Annotated in this window: 13 protein-coding genes; 5 read left to right on the top strand and 8 right to left on the bottom strand. The window is 71.1% G+C overall.

The annotated features are described in order from the left end of the window. Positions 1 to 7: 7 nt before the first annotated feature. On the bottom strand, positions 8 to 1,114 hold the full coding sequence (locus tag SY2F82_RS05745; protein ID WP_200417870.1) for a zinc-binding dehydrogenase: 1,107 nt from the start codon (positions 1,112 to 1,114) through the stop codon (positions 8 to 10). Between the two features lie 168 nt (positions 1,115 to 1,282). Between SY2F82_RS05745 and SY2F82_RS05740 the strand changes: the two genes are divergently transcribed. Further along, a complete protein-coding gene (locus SY2F82_RS05740; RefSeq protein WP_200417869.1) occupies positions 1,283 to 2,719 on the top strand; it encodes an aldehyde dehydrogenase (NADP(+)) in 1,437 nt (478 codons plus the stop codon). Between the two features lie 70 nt (positions 2,720 to 2,789). Here the strand turns inward: SY2F82_RS05740 and SY2F82_RS05735 are convergent, their stop codons facing one another. After that, complete coding sequence (locus tag SY2F82_RS05735) at positions 2,790 to 3,887, bottom strand: alpha-hydroxy acid oxidase (RefSeq protein ID WP_236041222.1); 1,098 nt, start codon at positions 3,885 to 3,887, stop codon at positions 2,790 to 2,792. A 371-nt stretch (positions 3,888 to 4,258) separates the two neighbouring features. Here SY2F82_RS05735 and SY2F82_RS05730 point away from each other — a divergent pair, with 371 nt between their 5' ends. The 4 genes from SY2F82_RS05730 (at position 4,259) to SY2F82_RS05715 (ending at position 8,118) form a co-directional block, all read left to right on the top strand. Further along, complete coding sequence (locus SY2F82_RS05730; RefSeq protein ID WP_236041221.1) at positions 4,259 to 5,044, top strand: SDR family oxidoreductase; 786 nt, start codon at positions 4,259 to 4,261, stop codon at positions 5,042 to 5,044. A 137-nt stretch (positions 5,045 to 5,181) separates the two neighbouring features. Then, positions 5,182 to 6,435, top strand: a complete 1,254-nt coding sequence (locus SY2F82_RS05725; RefSeq protein ID WP_236041216.1) for an MFS transporter — start codon at positions 5,182 to 5,184, stop codon at positions 6,433 to 6,435. A 166-nt stretch (positions 6,436 to 6,601) separates the two neighbouring features. After that, positions 6,602 to 7,411 (top strand): N-acyl homoserine lactonase family protein, encoded by an 810-nt coding sequence (locus SY2F82_RS05720; RefSeq protein WP_200417866.1) that lies wholly within the window; start codon positions 6,602 to 6,604, stop codon positions 7,409 to 7,411. Positions 7,412 to 7,686: 275 nt separating this feature from the next. Beyond that, positions 7,687 to 8,118 carry an FmdB family zinc ribbon protein gene (locus tag SY2F82_RS05715; RefSeq protein ID WP_200417865.1) on the top strand — a complete coding sequence of 144 codons (432 nt, stop codon included), beginning with the start codon at positions 7,687 to 7,689 and terminating at the stop codon, positions 8,116 to 8,118. 232 nt (positions 8,119 to 8,350) lie between these two features. On the opposite strand, the gene SY2F82_RS05710 is transcribed toward SY2F82_RS05715, so the two are convergent. From SY2F82_RS05710 to mftE, 6 genes are all read right to left on the bottom strand, one after another. Beyond that, positions 8,351 to 8,914 (bottom strand): adenylate kinase, encoded by a 564-nt coding sequence (locus tag SY2F82_RS05710; protein WP_200417864.1) that lies wholly within the window; start codon positions 8,912 to 8,914, stop codon positions 8,351 to 8,353. A gap of 104 nt (positions 8,915 to 9,018) precedes the next feature. Further along, positions 9,019 to 9,696, bottom strand: a complete 678-nt coding sequence (locus SY2F82_RS05705) for an SDR family oxidoreductase (RefSeq protein ID WP_200417863.1) — start codon at positions 9,694 to 9,696, stop codon at positions 9,019 to 9,021. 38 nt (positions 9,697 to 9,734) lie between these two features. Continuing rightward, positions 9,735 to 11,621: an acetate--CoA ligase gene (gene acs / locus SY2F82_RS05700; protein WP_200417862.1), complete on the bottom strand. Its 1,887-nt coding sequence runs from the start codon at positions 11,619 to 11,621 to the stop codon at positions 9,735 to 9,737. 122 nt (positions 11,622 to 11,743) lie between these two features. After that, positions 11,744 to 13,231, bottom strand: coding sequence for a mycofactocin biosynthesis glycosyltransferase MftF (gene mftF, locus SY2F82_RS05695; protein ID WP_200417861.1), 1,488 nt, complete (start codon positions 13,229 to 13,231; stop codon positions 11,744 to 11,746). After that, positions 13,228 to 14,013: a mycofactocin-coupled SDR family oxidoreductase gene (locus SY2F82_RS05690; protein WP_200417860.1), complete on the bottom strand. Its 786-nt coding sequence runs from the start codon at positions 14,011 to 14,013 to the stop codon at positions 13,228 to 13,230. Before SY2F82_RS05690 ends, mftF begins: the two co-directional genes overlap by 4 nt. Next, entirely contained in the window at positions 14,010 to 14,810 is an 801-nt protein-coding gene (mftE, locus tag SY2F82_RS05685; RefSeq protein ID WP_200417859.1) for a mycofactocin biosynthesis peptidyl-dipeptidase MftE, read from the bottom strand. The genes SY2F82_RS05690 and mftE overlap by 4 nt, the downstream gene beginning before the upstream one ends.

The raw sequence follows: 14,810 nt of genomic DNA, 5'->3' as shown, positions 1-14,810 counted from the left end.
TGGACTCTCACCGCTTCCCACTGGGGACGATCACCGCGCGGCCGGTGGCACCCTGCGACAGCGCGGCGTACGCCTCGTTGATCGCCGACAGTTCGTACTGTTCGCCGAGCAGCCTGTCGAGCGGCAGGCGCCCGGCCTTGAACAGATCGAGCAGCTTCGGGATGTCGACCGGCGTGTTGGCCGAGCCGTAGAGGCTGCCGACCAGTCGCTTCTCCTGCTGAACCAGGGGATTGACGGGCACCGGGACGGTGGCGCCCACCTTGCCGAGGCCGACGGCCACCACGGTCCCGCCGGTGCCCACGACATCGAACGCCTGCGTGAGGGTCTGTGGCGCGCCGACGGCGTCCAGCGCCCAGGTCATCGCCTTCGGTGAGATCCTGGTGAGCGCCTCGGCGAGGTCGTGCGTGCGCACGTTGACCGCATGGGTGGCGCCGAGTTCGCGTGCCTTGTCCAGCTTGGCGTCCACTGTGTCGACCGCGACGATCGGATCGGCGCCTATGAGCCGCAGGCCCATCACCGCGCTCAGCCCGACGCCACCGGCGCCGATGACCACGACGCCCTCTCCGGTGGCGTCCTTCATGACGTTCAGCGCTGTGCCTGCGCCGGTCACCACGGCGCATCCGGTGACCGCCGCGATCTCCGGCGGGGTGTCCGGATCGATCACGACCACCGACCGGTCCGAGACGACGCATCGCTCGGCGAAGCAGGAGACCCCCATGAGGTGGTGGATCTTCTCGCCGTTCAGGTTCAGCCGCGACGTCCCGTCGAGCAGGCCGCCGGAGGCCGCCTGTACGCGGCCCAGTGCGCACAGCGCGGGGCGACCGGTCGTGCAGAACCGGCAGTCGCCGCACCGCGGGCGCCACAACGTGATGACGGTGTCGCCGGGGCGGACCCGGGTCACGCCTTCCCCGACACGCTCGACGATGCCGGCCCCTTCGTGTCCGAGCACCGCGGGCAGGCGGGCTTTGAGGTCGCCGTTCATGTAGTGCAGGTCGCTGTGGCACACCCCGGCAGCGAGCACGCGGATGGTCACTTCGCCCGGTCCGGGGTCGTCGAGACCAACCTCCTCGACGGTCAACGGCGTACCAGGCCGGTGCAGTACTGCTGCCTTCATTGAGCCACGCCTCACTATGTACGAAACTTCAGACGTTGTCTTACCGGTTGAGTATGTGAGCCCGTCTCAGTCGCCGTCAAGGACGTTGACGGGGACGCCGATGCGTGCGACGGTGTCTTGACAACAAGACTCTGTCTTAAATTTAAGACACACCAAGGAGCGCGCTTGATGACCGATGCCACGCAACCGCAGGCGCTGACGCACAAACTCGACGCTGCCGCAGGCGCGTTCGAGCAGTGGAGCCGCCTCCAGTCGGCCGACCGCGCCCCGCTTCTCCAGGCCATTGCGTCCGCGCTCGAGGAGGCCGCGCCGAAGCTCGTGGCGATCGCGGACGAGGAGACGTCCCTCGGGCAGGCCCGGCTGCGCAACGAGATGGTCCGCACCGTGTTCCAACTGCGGTTGTTCGCCCAGGTGGTGACGCGGGGGGAGTACCTCGGGGCGACGATCGACCATGCCGACCCGTCGTGGCCGATGGGCCCGCGACCCGACCTGCGCCGGGTGCTCGAGCCTCTCGGTCCGGTCGTCGTTTTCGCCGCGAGCAACTTCCCGTTCGCGTTCAGCGTGGCCGGCGGGGACACCGCCTCGGCGCTCGCAGCGGGCTGCTCGGTCGTGGTCAAGGCCCACTCCGGCCATCCCAGGCTGTCGGCCGCCACGGCAGAGGTGGTGCACGACGCGCTACGGTCCGCCGACGCGCCCGAGGGCCTCTTCGACGTCATTTTCGGGACCGAGGCCGGGCGGGCCGCCATAGCGGACCCGCGGGTGAAGGCAGGCGCGTTCACCGGTTCGATCGAGGCGGGCCGAGCGCTTTTCGACCTCGCCACAGGCCGTCCGGAGCCCATACCGTTCTTCGGTGAGCTCGGCAGCGTCAACCCGGTCTTCGTGACGAAGGCCGCCGCCGAGCGGCGCGGCCCCGCGATCGTTTCGGAGTTCGTCGGGTCGTTCACGCTCGGCGCCGGACAGTTCTGCACGAAGCCCGGCATCCTGCTGGTCCCGGCATCGGCCCAACTCGTGGACCGGCTTCCCGACGCTGTCCCGAGCAAGCCGTTGACTCTGCTCAACGATCGCATCCGCACCTCCTACGCCGGTGCCGTGCAGGAGTTGCGGGACACAGCCGGGGTGCGCGTCCTGGTGAGCGGGGATCACACCGCCGCCGATCCGTCGCCGACGCTGCTGTGCACGACCTCGGCAGAGCTGCTCCGGGACCCGGAGTCGCTCGTCCGGGAGGTGTTCGGGCCGGCCGCGCTGGTCGTCGAGTACGCGGAGGAGAGCGAACTGCTGACGGTGGCGAAGGTCATCGACGGTCAGCTGACCGCCTCCGTCCAGGGTGAGGACGACGACACCATCGCGGCGGAGTTGATCAGGCTCCTGGCCGCCAAGGCCGGACGCGTGCTGTGGAACCAGTGGCCCACCGGTGTCTCGGTCACCTGTGCGCAGCAGCACGGCGGCCCCTACCCGGCCTCCACGGCACCGGCCACGACCTCGGTGGGGACCGAGGCCATCTCCCGGTTCCTGCGGCCGGTCGCCTATCAGAACGTGCCGCAGCACCTGCTGCCGCCGGCCCTGCGCGACGCGAACCCACTGGGGATTCCCCAGCGCGCATCCTGAGGCCGGGCCGCGCACGTGGCAAAGGGCCCGCTTCCCCTGGGGAAGCGGGCCCTTTCCCGTCCCTGGACCGCTACCGCATGCGTACGTGATGCCGCGCGATCGCGGCGCTCGAGTTCAGGCCCAGCAGTTGCAGGCTGCGTGAGTACTCCTCGCGCAGGATCGTCACGGCGCGTTCCACGCCCCGCTCACCGCCGGCCATCAGGCCGTAGAGGTAGGCACGGCCGATCATGACCGCATCCGCCCCGAGTGCCACCGCAGTGAGGATGTCCTGACCGTGCCTGACGCCGCTGTCGAGGATCACCGTGGCGTCGGGACCGAGCTCTTCGCGGATCTCGGGCAGCACCGTGAGGGTGGCCGGCGTGCGGTCGAGTTGCCGTCCGCCGTGGTTGGACACGATCACGCCGTCCGCGCCCGCCTCGACGGCGCGGCGGGCGTCGCGCGCGCTGAGGATCCCCTTGACCAGCAACCGGTGTGGCCAGTTGGCGCGCAGCCAGGCCAGATGCCCGTAGTTCAGCGTCGGTTCGAACACGACGTCGGCGACCCGCACCGCGTCGATCGCGCCGCTGGTCATGCTGCTCAGCGACGCGAAGGTGATCGGGGCCGTGGTCAGCTTGTTCAGCGCCCAGGACGGGTAGCGGGCCATGCCGAACAGAGTCCGCAGGGTGAGCGAGGGCGGGATCGTGAGGCCGTTGCGGATGTCCTTGAGGTGCCGGGCCGCCACGGGTGTGTCGACGGTCAGCACCACCGTGGTGAACCCGGCCGCCTGGGCGCGGTCGAGCAGTTCCGCGTTGAGGCGCTCGTTGCGGGTCAGGTAGAGCTGGAACCAGTGCTCACCGTCAGGAGCCGCCGCGGCGATGTCCTCGACGGTCGACGTTCCCACCGTGGAAAGGGTGTAGGGCAGCCCGTGGCGGGCGGCCACGCGAGCGACCGCCGTCTCGCCCTCGTGGTGCATCATCCGTGTGTAGCCGGTCGGCGCGAAGATCAGCGGCATCGAGATCTCCCGGCCGAACACGCGCGTGGACAGGTCCGGGTGGTCGACCGGCGACAGGTACTCCGGCACAAGCTCGACCGCCGCGAACGCCGCCCGGTTCCGCCGTGCGGTCACCTCCGCGTCGGCCGCGCCGTCGACGTAGTCGAACACCGCACGCGGAGTCGTGCGTACCGCCACCTCGCGCAGATCGTCGATGCTCAGCGCGGCTCCCAGCCGCCGCTCGACCGGGTTGAGGGTCGGCCGGCGCAGCTGCAGGACGTCTCGGAGCTCTGTCCACCGGGGACGCTGTCGTGCGACGCGAGGACGCTTCCGGGCTGCGGATGCCGCTGGGGACTGGGTGACGGTCACTGTCGTGCCTCTCGATGTGCGGGTACCGATGGCCGTTCGGTGAACGACGAGTCAGTTGTTCGACGAACGACGAGATATTGGACGCTGTCTGAGAAATCGGAGTCTCACTCCTGACTCGGCGGGCGTCAAGCCTTGACGTGCGGCTTGCGGCGCAGGCACCATCTGGATCGTATTTAAGACAGCGTCTTAAATTTCAGACAATGGAGGGTGCTGTGCAACTCGGTCTGGCAGGGAAAACCGCTCTCGTCTGCGCGTCCACGTCCGGGCTGGGCAGGGCGACCGCCCGGGCCCTGGCGGAAGAAGGCGTCACCGTCGTGGTCACGGGACGGTCGGGCGACCGGGCCAAGGAGGTGGCCGGTGAACTGCCCAACGCGATCGGCGTGGGCTGCGACCTGGTGGCGGACGGCGGTGCGGAGCAACTCCTCACGGCTGCCCGCGAGGCCGTCGGTGACCTCGACATCCTCGTCCTCAACGGACCGGGACCCGCCCCGGGGCCGGCCCGCGCCATCGACACCGCCGGGATCGAGCAGGCCATCGCCACGCTGGTCACACCGCAGCAGATCCTGGTGCAGGGCGTCCTTCCGGCGATGCTCGACAAGGGGTGGGGCCGCATCCTGAGCATCAGCTCGACGAGCGTGCAGGCGCCCCTGCCGAACCTTTCGCTGTCCAACCTCGGCCGGGCGGCGCTCGCCGGGTACCTGAAAACCCTTGCCGCCGAGGTCGCCGCACAAGGCGTGACGGTCAACTCCCTGCTCCCCGGGCGCATCGCCACCCCCCGGGCCCGGCAGGTGGACGAGGCCACCGCCCGGCGCACCGGCCAGTCACTGAGCGAGGCCGAGGCAGCCTCCAAGGCCGCGATCCCGGCCGGGCGCTACGGGGAACCCGACGAGTTCGGCGCCGTCGCCGCCTTCCTGTGCAGCACCCGGGCCGCATACATCACGGGCACCGCCGTCCGGTGTGACGGCGGCCTCGTACCAACCCTCTGACCCTGTCAGACGGTTCACCCGACTCCCGACGACGAGAGCCACGAACCCGCATGAGCCATCTTCACGTCACAGACGACGCAACCGAAAGACGCCCCGAGGCGCCCTTGGCCGCCACCCGCAGAACCGCGCTGGCCGGCATGATCGGCACCACGATCGAGTGGTACGACTTCTACATCTACGGCCTCGCTGCGGCCCTGGTCTTCGGAACGGAGTTCTTTCCCAAGTTCTCACCGGCGGCCGGCACTCTGGCCGCGTTCGGGACCTTCGCCGTGGGCTTCGTGGCCCGCCCGCTCGGCGGAGTCATCTTCGGTCACTTCGGGGACCGCGTGGGGCGCAAGAACGCGCTCATGCTCACGCTGTTCCTGATGGGTGCGGCGACCGTAGTCGTCGGCCTGCTGCCGGGCTACCAGGTCATCGGGATCTGGGCGCCGATCCTGCTCGTCACGCTGCGCTTCCTCCAGGGTTTCGCCGTCGGCGGCGAGTGGGGCGGCGCCGTGACCATGGTCGTGGAATCGGCGCCGGTCAACCGGCGAGGCCTCTATGGGAGTCTGCCGCAGATGGGTGTACCCCTGGGGCTGGTGCTGTCGTCGACCGTGTTCGCGGTGGTCTCCACGCTGCCCGACGACGACCTCCTTGCCTGGGGCTGGCGAGTCCCGTTCCTGCTCAGCGTCGTATTGATCGCGGTGGGGCTGTTCCTCCGGTCGCGCATCACCGAGACACAGACGTTCGTCCGGGTCAAGGAGTCGGGGCGGGCACGCAAGATGCCGGCTGTGGAGGCGTTCCGCCGCCACTGGAGGGCGATCGCCCTCACCGTCGGCATGTACGTCTCGGCCGGCGTCCCCTTCTACATCGTCTCGGTTTTCGTGCTGTCGTACGGCTCCTCCCACCTCGGCCTGTCGCGGAGCGTGCTCCTGACGGGGATGCTCATCGCGGCCGTGGTCGAGGGGCTGACGGTGCCCTGCTTCGGCGCGCTGTCGGACAGACTGGGCCGGCGCCCCGTGTTCCTGGCCGCCACCGGGTTCACGGCCCTGCTCGCCGTCCCGTTCTTCCGGCTGCTGGCGGCCGGGCAGACGGGGCTCACCTGGCTGGCCATACTGCTCGCGCTTGCCGTGGCGCACGCGGGGATGTACGGGCCCACAGCGGCGCTGTACGCCGAACTGTTCTCCGCGAACGTCCGGTACACCGGCACGTCGATCGGCTACCAGCTCGGCGGTGTCGTGGCAGGGTTCGTGCCGCTCGCGGCGGGTGCACTGGTCAGTGCCGCCGACGGTGCCTCCTGGCCGATCGCCTCCATCTGGGCGGGAGCGGGCTTGGTCGGGTTGGTCTGCGCGCTGATCGTCCGGGAGACCCGGGGGCGCGACCTGCATTCCGATCACGACGCCGACGGCTGACCGCCATGCACTCATCCACCTTCTCTTCCACGCACATTCGGTGCCAAAAGGTCTACGACATGGCACTCCACGAAGTCCTTGAAGTCCTTCAAGTCCCTACCGACGAATTCATCGATGACTGGCCGGGCTTCGGTCTGCGGCCGTCCCGGACCGGAGGTGAAGCTCCATGACCGCAAACAGAGTCCACGTACTGAGCTGCGGAGCGATGAGCTGCGACCTGACGTGGCTGCTGCTCAAGCCCGGCCGTACGCTGCGTGCGCACACCGAGCGCGAGCGGCCCGCCGAGTGGTACCCCTGCACGACCCACTGCGTGCTCGTGGAGACCCCCGAGGGGACTCTGCTGTGGGACACCAGCTGTCCCCGAGACTGGCAGACCCGCTGGGCTCCCACCGGCCTGCAGGAGTTCTTCCCCTACGACCAGGTGAGCGACGAGGAGTATCTCGACGCGCGGCTCGGCCAGATCGGCGTGGAGCCGCAGGACATCGACCACCTGGTCCTGTCCCACCTGCACTTCGACCACGCCGGGAACATCGGCATGTTCGCCGGCACCGGCGCGAGGCTGGTGTGCCACGAGAGGGAGAAGGAGTTCGCCTTCGGCTTCGAAGGCGCCTTCAACGGTGCACACCTCAAAGCGGACTACGCCGCCTGGGACTTCGACACCGTCAGCGGCGACACGGAGATCCTGCCCGGTGTCACCCTCATCGAGGCCCCCGGGCACACCCCCGGCACCATGGCCATGAAGGTCGACCTGCCGGAGACCGGGACGATGCTCTTCACGTCGGACGCCGTCTATATGGGCGACTCCTACGGCCCGCCGGCCGTCCCCGCCGCCGTCGTCAACGACCTGTCCGCCTGGTACGGATCGGTGGAGAAGATCCGCGGCATCGCCGAGAAGTCGGACGCCACCGTCGTCTTCGGCCACGACGCCGAGCAGTTGCGCTCGATGCGGCTCGCCCCCAACGGCTTCTACGTCTGATCGCCCGGGCCGGCCCGGCGGCGTCCCAGCAGCGTCCGGCTGCGCCGCCGGGACCGAGCCGATCCCCAGGAGGGATGCGCGTGACCACCGACGTTCCCGCCGGACCCGGGTCCGCCGAGGAGCTCCTCGCCCCGCAGATGGAGCGTCCCCGGCAACCCCGCCCGGCATCCGCAGACCGCCATCGCGCAGCTGATGCGCGACAACGGCATTCCCGCCCGCATGGGCGGTGTGGGCCACGACACGGGAGACACCCCCCGCACCTTAAGGAAGGCACGATGGCCATCTACGAACTCGCCTGCGCGACCGGACACCGCTTCGAAGTCATCCAGTCGTTCACCGCGCCACTGCCGAGCTGCCCGGAATGCGGCGGCGAGACCCGCAAGATCCCCAGCAGTTTCGCGATCGGCGGCGCCGCCACCGTGCCACCGCCGCCGGAGCGGATGCCGCAGACCTGGAAGGGGACCTACCACGGCGACCGTGACTACATCACCGCCCTGCGGCGAACGGCCGAGGCCCGGCAGAAGCTGGAGGACAAGCACCCGGAACTCGCCGGCGACCGGCGGCCGATCGTCGCTCACGAAGGCAACTACGAAGCAGCCCCGTTGCGCGTCGGCGACACACTGCCCGCTCCCACCGGAACATCCGGCCACAGCCACAGCCACCCTCATCCGCACGGACACGCTCACAGCCATGGGCCGGGGGAGTGAGGCGGGCTGGTGAATGAGCAGTCCCACCCCGGCATCGCCCTGGCCGTCAAACGTCACGCCACGGTGAACCTGTGATCCGGGACCAGTCGTGGCTGTCCGGGCGGACGCGGGCCACGACGACGGGGAGCCGGGCCAACGGAGCCGATGGTGTTCGCATCGGTGCGGGTCGGCCGCAGCGATGCCTCCTGGACGGCGTCGTCAGCCTCGGCAGCGGTGAGTGGTGGACCGTTGATCACGCAGCGCCACGCGCGACGTCCGACAGCTGTGCCATCGCCCGCGCCGTGATGTCCTCGACCGGTCCTGTGGCGCGGACCGTCAGGAGGATGTCCGCGTAGTGGGCCATGAGAGGCGCCGTCTGCCTTCGGTAGACGTTCTGGCGGTGCCGGATGACGTCCTCGGTGTCGTCCGGCCGGCCACGTTTCAGGAGCCGTGCCACCACGACCTGTTCAGGCGCCGTGAACTCCAGCACCGCGTCCAAAGTGGCGTCGACCGCCGCCAGCATGGCGGCGAGTTCTCGGGCCTGGGGCACGGTGCGGGGGAAGCCGTCGAGCAGGAATCCGTTGCGGGCGTCCGGGCGCGCGAGCCGTTCCCGGACCATCCCGCTGGTGACGTGGTCGGGCACGAGTTCGCCGGTGTCGAGGTACCGCTGGGCGTCCGTCCCGAGCGGCGTGCGGCGCGTCACGTGGTCTCGGAACAGGTCTCCGGTGGAGATGTGAGGCACGCCGAGCCTCTCGCTGAGTATGGCCGCCTGGGTGCCCTTGCCTGCTCCCGGAGGACCGATGAGGACGAGTCGCATCAGTGGCTGTGTTCCCTTCAGTCGAATCAAGCCGTCGTACGGAAGCTGTCGTATATGGAGGCCGTCGTGCGGCTGCCGTGTGCCTTCCGGTGTCCTGGACGCCGTCAGGCGGCCCGTTGCGGGCAGGGGCATTCCTCGTTCAACACCAGAACGGGCCCGTGCGCCGGGTTCGTCCGGCGTGTCAGCAGGTCGCCGAGCAGGTCGGCGAGCATCGCCTGATAGTCGGCCGGGGTCAGCGACGGGCTCGGCACGACGGTGTGGACATCGACCCGGGGCGCCAGTTCGGCGGCGAGCCACTCGGTCAGTCCGGTGAGGCCGGACAGGGCCGCGTCCTGTGGGCCGCCGCGCCCTGCCTCGGGCACGACCACGTGGACCACCGAACCGCCGTGTGCGGCCATCCAGCGCCAGTAGGCACGCTGCACACAGGCCAGCGGCAGCACGAGTGCCCTGTCGAGCACACCGCGCAGCGCCAAGGGGTCCAGTTCCATCAGCGGCCCTGGGTGGGGACGGGCCCCGATCACACTCACCACGTGGTCGAGTCGGCCGAAACGGTCGATGACCGCGTCGACCGCCCGACCGGGCGCGGCGAGGTCGTACCGACCCCACGGCACAGAGAGATCCGGGAGCTCCGGGGTTTCCGCGAGGCGGGCGAGCTCGCCGTCGGGGGCCGCCAGCGCCACCGTGGCACCGTGCGACCGCAGACACCGCACCATCGCCGCTGCGAGTTGTCCCTCCCCGGTGAGGAGCACGACCCGGCCCGGCAGCAGGCTTTCGCGTCCCATCCCGGTGTCCCCCTTCCCTGACGTGCTTTCTGATCCGGTCACCCGGTCTGGCGGGATCCGTCGCCGAATCCGGCGTTGATCTGTTCCATCACGGAGGCGTCGGCGAGTGTGGTGACGTCTCCGACCTCCCGGTTCTCGGCGACGTCGCGCAGCAGCCGCCGCATGATCTTCCCGGAGCGGGTCTTGGGCAGCTCGGGGACGACCAGAATCCGGCGGGGCTTGGCGATGGGGCCGATCTCCTGGGCCACGTGTTCGCGCAGTGCCGTGACGACGCCGTCCGGGTCCGGTCCGGCCTCGGCGCGCAGGATGACGAAGGCGACGATCGCCTGGCCGGTCGTCGCGTCCGACGCGCCGACCACGGCGGCCTCGGCCACTGCCGGGTGCGAGACGAGGGCCGACTCGACCTCGGCGGTGGAGATCCGGTGCCCGGAGACGTTCATGACGTCGTCGACCCGGCCCAGGAGCCAGATGTCGCCGTCGTCGTCGTAGCGGGCGCCGTCGCCCGCGAAGTAGTAGCCGCGGTCCGCGAAACGGGCCCAGTACGTCTCCCGGTACCGTTCCTCGTCGCCCCAGACGCCGCGCAGCATGGACGGCCACGGCTGGTCGAGCACCAGGTAGCCGCTTGCGCCCTTGCCGACCTCCTCGCCCCGGTCGTCGACCACCTTGGCGGAGATTCCGGGCAGCGGCCTTTGGGCGGAGCCGGGTTTGCCGGGCGATCCGTCGGGCAGTGGGGCGATCATGATTGCGCCGGTCTCGGTTTGCCACCAGGTGTCGACGACGGGCGCCCGATTGCCCCCGATGTGTTCCCGGTACCAGCGCCAGGCCTCCGGATTGATCGGTTCGCCGACGCTGCCGAGCACGCCGATCGAGGACAGGTCGTAGCGTGCGGGGATGTGCTCTCCCCACTTCATGAAGGTGCGGATGAGCGTGGGGGCGGTGTAGTAGACGGAGACGCCGTACCTTTCGATGATCTCGAAGTGCCGTCCTTCGTGGGGGGTGTTGGGCGTTCCCTCGTACATCACCGACGTGGTGCGATTGGCGAGCGGCCCGTACACGATGTAGGAGTGTCCGGTGATCCAGCCGATGTCGGCGGTGCACCAGTAGACGTCGGTGTCGGGGTCGAGGCCGAAGACGGTGCGGTGGGTGTAGGCGGCCTGGGCGAGGTAGCCGCCGGAGGTGTGCAGGATGCCCTTCGGCCGCCCGGTCGTCCCCGAGGTGTAGAGGATGAACAGCGGGTGCTCGGAGTCGAAGGCCTCCGGCCGGTGCTGGTCGGACTGTGGGTCCACCAGCTCGTGCCACCACAGGTCGCGGCCGTCGGTCCAGGGCACGTCGGTGCCGGTACGGCGGACCACCAGGACGTGTTCGATGCCGGGCGTGTTCCGGGTCGCCTCATCGGTGTTGGCCTTCATCGGCTCCGCCCTGCCCCGGCGGTACTGGCCGTCCGAGGTGATCAGCAGCCTGGCGCCGGCGTCCTCGATCCGCGACTGCAGGGCGGCCGGGGAGAACCCCCCGAACACCACACTGTGCGGCAGCCCGAGCCGGGCGCAGGCCAGCATGGCGAACACCGCCTCGGGGATCATCGGCAGCTGGATCGCGACCCGGTCCCCGGCCCTCAGGCCGAGGGAGAGCAGGGCGTTGGCCGTCTTGCAGACCTCGCGCCTGAGGTCGGCGTAGGTGATGGTGCGGGTGTCGCCGGGTTCACCCTCCCAGTGGAAGGCGACCTGCTCGCCGTGGCCGGCCTCGACGTGCCGGTCGACGCAGTTGTAGGCCACGTTCAGCCGTCCGCCGGCGAACCAGCGGGCGAACGGTGCGTCCGACCAGTCCAGTACCTGGCTCCACCCCGTCTCCCAGTGCAGCCTCTGGGCCTGTTCCTCCCAGAACGCCTCGCGGTCGGGCTGAGCGTCGTGGTCAGAGCGCGGGGGCATACGGGATCCTCCAGTGGGTGCGGGTGTGGGCCGGATCAGCCGATCCTGGGGCTGTCACCGGATGGACACGGTGGCCGGGAAGGGTTGGCGCGAGGTTGGCGGGCGGGAGTTCGACGAGGGGTCTACGGTCGCGCTCCCGTCCAGCGGCTCACCACGCGCAGGGCGAGACGGGGTGTGAGCGGTGCGGCGGTCCTGCGGCGTACGGCGCCCTGCCAGACGCCCCAGCCGTAGGCGAGGTCGTCCAGACGCCGGACGGCCACGTGTGCGAGGGGCGGGAGCGAGGTGCCCGAGCGGCGGTGGTCCGCGAGCCCCTCGGCGAGCGCCGCGACGATCAGCGCGTACCGCGCACGGCGGCTCACGGCGGCCGCGGTGACCGCGAGGGGCCAGTGGTGCCGGGTGGCGCAGCGCAGCAGCTGCTCGGCGGTGCCGCGCAGCGCGGCGAGCGAGAGCAGGGCTCCGGCGCGGGCCGGGTGGTCGGCGTCGGGCATGCGCCGCGCCACGCGTACCGCGGTCACACCGGTGAGCACTGCGGCCAGGGCCGCCGGGCCCGGCCTGGCGCGCAGCAGCAGGGCGCAGGCGGCCAGCGACCAGGGCGCGGCGTAGAGCGGCGGCACCTGGCCTGGATGCCGTAGCGCCAGGTCGGCGGCGCCCGTGCCGTAGCCGGCCCGTTGGGCGAGCCAGCTGCGCAGACGCGTGCGGTGTCGGTGGCCGACGCGTGCGGAGGGAACGTACCGCAGCCGCCAGCCGGCCTCGTGCAGCCGCATGCACAGGTCGACGTCCTCGCCCACTCGCATGCCTTCGTCGAAGCCCGCGCCCACGGCCGACCGGCGCACCACGATGGTTGCGCTGGGCACGTACGACAGCGCCGACACCGGCACGACCGGCCCCTCCCGCTCTCCCATGTCCAAGGGCGAGCGGACCTGCTCGTACCGGTCCAGGAGCCCCGGCGCGCGGACGGGCTGCGCGACCACACGGGGTGCGGCGAGCGCCACGGCCGGGTCGGAGAACTGCGCCAGCAGGGGTCCGAGCCAGCCGGGTTCGGGTACCACGTCGGAGTCGCAGAACGCCACGTACGCGGTACGGGCGTGGCGCAGTCCGGTGTTGCGGGCCGCCGCGGGGCCGCGGTTGTACGGGTGGACCAGCAACCGGGCCCCGTACCGGCAGGCCACCTCGGCCAGCGATGCCTGGTCCTCCGAGCCGTCGTCCACGACCAGCACCGGCAGGTTCGAGGTCGGCGGATCGGTGCGCAGGGCACTCAGCAGCCGCTCCAACTGGTCGGCCCGGTCACGGGTGGGTATCACGATCGTCGTGTCGCGCACCGGTGTCGGGGCCGGACGCGGATGCACGACGCCGGCGTCCAGGAGCCGCCGGGCGAGCGTGGCGCTCATGGCGTCCGACACGGTGAAACAGCCACCCTCCAGTAGCCGGGCCGCCCGTGCAGTCAGCCTCACCAGCCTCAGCGGCGAACCACCGGCCAGCAGCCGTCCGTCCCGTGACCGATGTGTACCGGCGGCCAGTTCGACCGTGAACCCGCTGGGCAGCGTCACGTCCGTCGGCGAGGGCAGCCTGATGCCGGGCGGGGACGGCGGACGCGAGCGTACGAGTGTCATGCCGTGAACCCCCCGTCGGCGTGGAGGACGGATCCGGTGACGGCGAGGGAGTCGGCCGAGCAGGCCCAGGCCACCACGGCGGCCACCTCATCGGGTTCCAGCGGGCGTCCGGTGAGCTGCTGTTCGGCGAGCTTGTCGACCTCGTCGAGCTGGTAGAGGTCGGCCGTGGCCCGCAGCATGTCCGTGCGGGTGGAGCCGGGGGACACGGCGACCGCGTTCACGCCGGTGTCCCTCAGGTCACAGGCGAGGCCACGGACCAGGCCGACCACGGCGTGCTTGGCGGCGCAGTAGGCACCGAGTCCCCACAGCCCGCGGTGCGCGGCGGCCGAGGCGAGGGCGACGAACCGGCCGGTGCGGGGCTGCGGCCGACGCAGCAGGGCGGGTACGGCGGCGCGCGCGAGGTGAGCCACGCCCATCACGTCCACGTCGAGCAGCGTGCGCCACTGTGCCTCGGTCTGCTCCCACACCGGGCCGCCGCCGAGCATGACGGCGGCCGCAGCCACGGCGGCATCGAGCCCGCCGAACTCGCGCTCGGCAAGCTCCACGGCGGCCCGCAGCGCGGCCGCGTCCCGGACGTCCGCGCGGACGGTACGGACGTCGGGGAACTCCCTCGCCAGGGCGTCCAGCTCGCCCGGCTCGGCCAGCGGATAGGGCACGTCGGGGTCGTCGGCGCAGCGGTCCACGGCGACCACGGCCCAGCCGGCGCGGGCCAGACGCCGTACGGTCGCGGCCCCGATGCCCCGGGCTCCGCCGGTGACCACGGCGACCCGCCGGCCGGTCATCGCCCGGCTCCCGCGCGTGCGATGACCGGCTGCTGCGCGGGCAGGCCGAGCCGGCCCTGTCCGGAGACCCGCCAGGCGCGCACGTCGGAGGCGAGGCGCTCGGCCATGCGGTCGAGGAGCTGTTCGCCCTCGCTCGCGCAGGCCCCGGCGGGATCACCCAGGACGCCGGAGGGGCTGACCCCACGGACGGACTCGGAGACCAGCCGGTCCATCAGCAGGTGCACGGGGTCGGTCGGCCCGGCCACGGCCTGCTCGCTGCGCACGGCCGCGTGCCGCAGCCGCAGCATCATGGAGGTCTCGGCACGGCCGGCATGGGCGTCGGAGTTCTTCGGCACGCACGGCCACCAGGCCACGTCCCGTCGCTCGCCCCGCAGGCCGGTGACCGCCTCTGCCAGACTGGCCAGGTTGCCGCCGTGCCCGTTCACCACCAGCAGGCGTCCGGCCCAGCGCAGCATCGAGCGGCCGATCTCCGTGACGAGCAGGTGCAGCGCGGTGTGGCCGGCGGACACGGTGCCGGGGAACCCCTCGTGCTCTCCGCTGGCCGCATACGGTTGTGCGGGCGCGACCAGCACGTCCAGGTGGCCGCGCAGCCGGACGGCGGCCCGCTCGGCGACCGCGGAGGCCACCGAGGTGTCGGTGTCCAGCGGGAGATGCGGGCCGTGCTGCTCGCAGGAGCCCAGGGGCAGGAGCACCAGGGGGCGGCGGTCCGTCAGGTCCGGCCAGGTCAGGTCGACGAGCCGGGTCGTCGTCGTGCGCCGCGACCATGCCCTCGCGGCCGGAGCGGGCTCGGCCGTCAT

Origin of the sequence: Streptomyces sp. Y2F8-2 (genome assembly GCF_014905555.1) — a bacterium.
Classification (GTDB): Bacteria; Actinomycetota; Actinomycetes; order Streptomycetales; family Streptomycetaceae; genus Streptomyces; species Streptomyces cynarae.
This window is presented reverse-complemented; position numbering and strand designations above follow the sequence as displayed.

Excerpts from the sequence above, each read along its gene's own strand:
- SY2F82_RS05710 (WP_200417864.1), bottom strand. The coding sequence starts at position 8,914 with ATGCGACTCGTCCTCATCGGTCCTCCGGGAGCAGGCAAGGGCACCCAG.
- SY2F82_RS05725 (WP_236041216.1), top strand. The coding sequence starts at position 5,182 with ATGATCGGCACCACGATCGAGTGGTACGACTTCTACATCTACGGCCTC.
- SY2F82_RS05715 (WP_200417865.1), top strand. The coding sequence starts at position 7,687 with ATGGCCATCTACGAACTCGCCTGCGCGACCGGACACCGCTTCGAAGTC.
- SY2F82_RS05730 (WP_236041221.1), top strand. The coding sequence starts at position 4,259 with ATGGAGGGTGCTGTGCAACTCGGTCTGGCAGGGAAAACCGCTCTCGTC.
- SY2F82_RS05705 (WP_200417863.1), bottom strand. The coding sequence starts at position 9,696 with ATGGGACGCGAAAGCCTGCTGCCGGGCCGGGTCGTGCTCCTCACCGGG.
- mftF (WP_200417861.1), bottom strand. The coding sequence starts at position 13,231 with ATGACACTCGTACGCTCGCGTCCGCCGTCCCCGCCCGGCATCAGGCTG.
- mftE (WP_200417859.1), bottom strand. The coding sequence starts at position 14,810 with ATGACGGCCGAGCCCGCTCCGGCCGCGAGGGCATGGTCGCGGCGCACG.
- SY2F82_RS05720 (WP_200417866.1), top strand. The coding sequence starts at position 6,602 with ATGACCGCAAACAGAGTCCACGTACTGAGCTGCGGAGCGATGAGCTGC.
- SY2F82_RS05745 (WP_200417870.1), bottom strand. The coding sequence starts at position 1,114 with ATGAAGGCAGCAGTACTGCACCGGCCTGGTACGCCGTTGACCGTCGAG.
- SY2F82_RS05690 (WP_200417860.1), bottom strand. The coding sequence starts at position 14,013 with ATGACCGGCCGGCGGGTCGCCGTGGTCACCGGCGGAGCCCGGGGCATC.
- acs (WP_200417862.1), bottom strand. The coding sequence starts at position 11,621 with ATGCCCCCGCGCTCTGACCACGACGCTCAGCCCGACCGCGAGGCGTTC.
- SY2F82_RS05740 (WP_200417869.1), top strand. The coding sequence starts at position 1,283 with ATGACCGATGCCACGCAACCGCAGGCGCTGACGCACAAACTCGACGCT.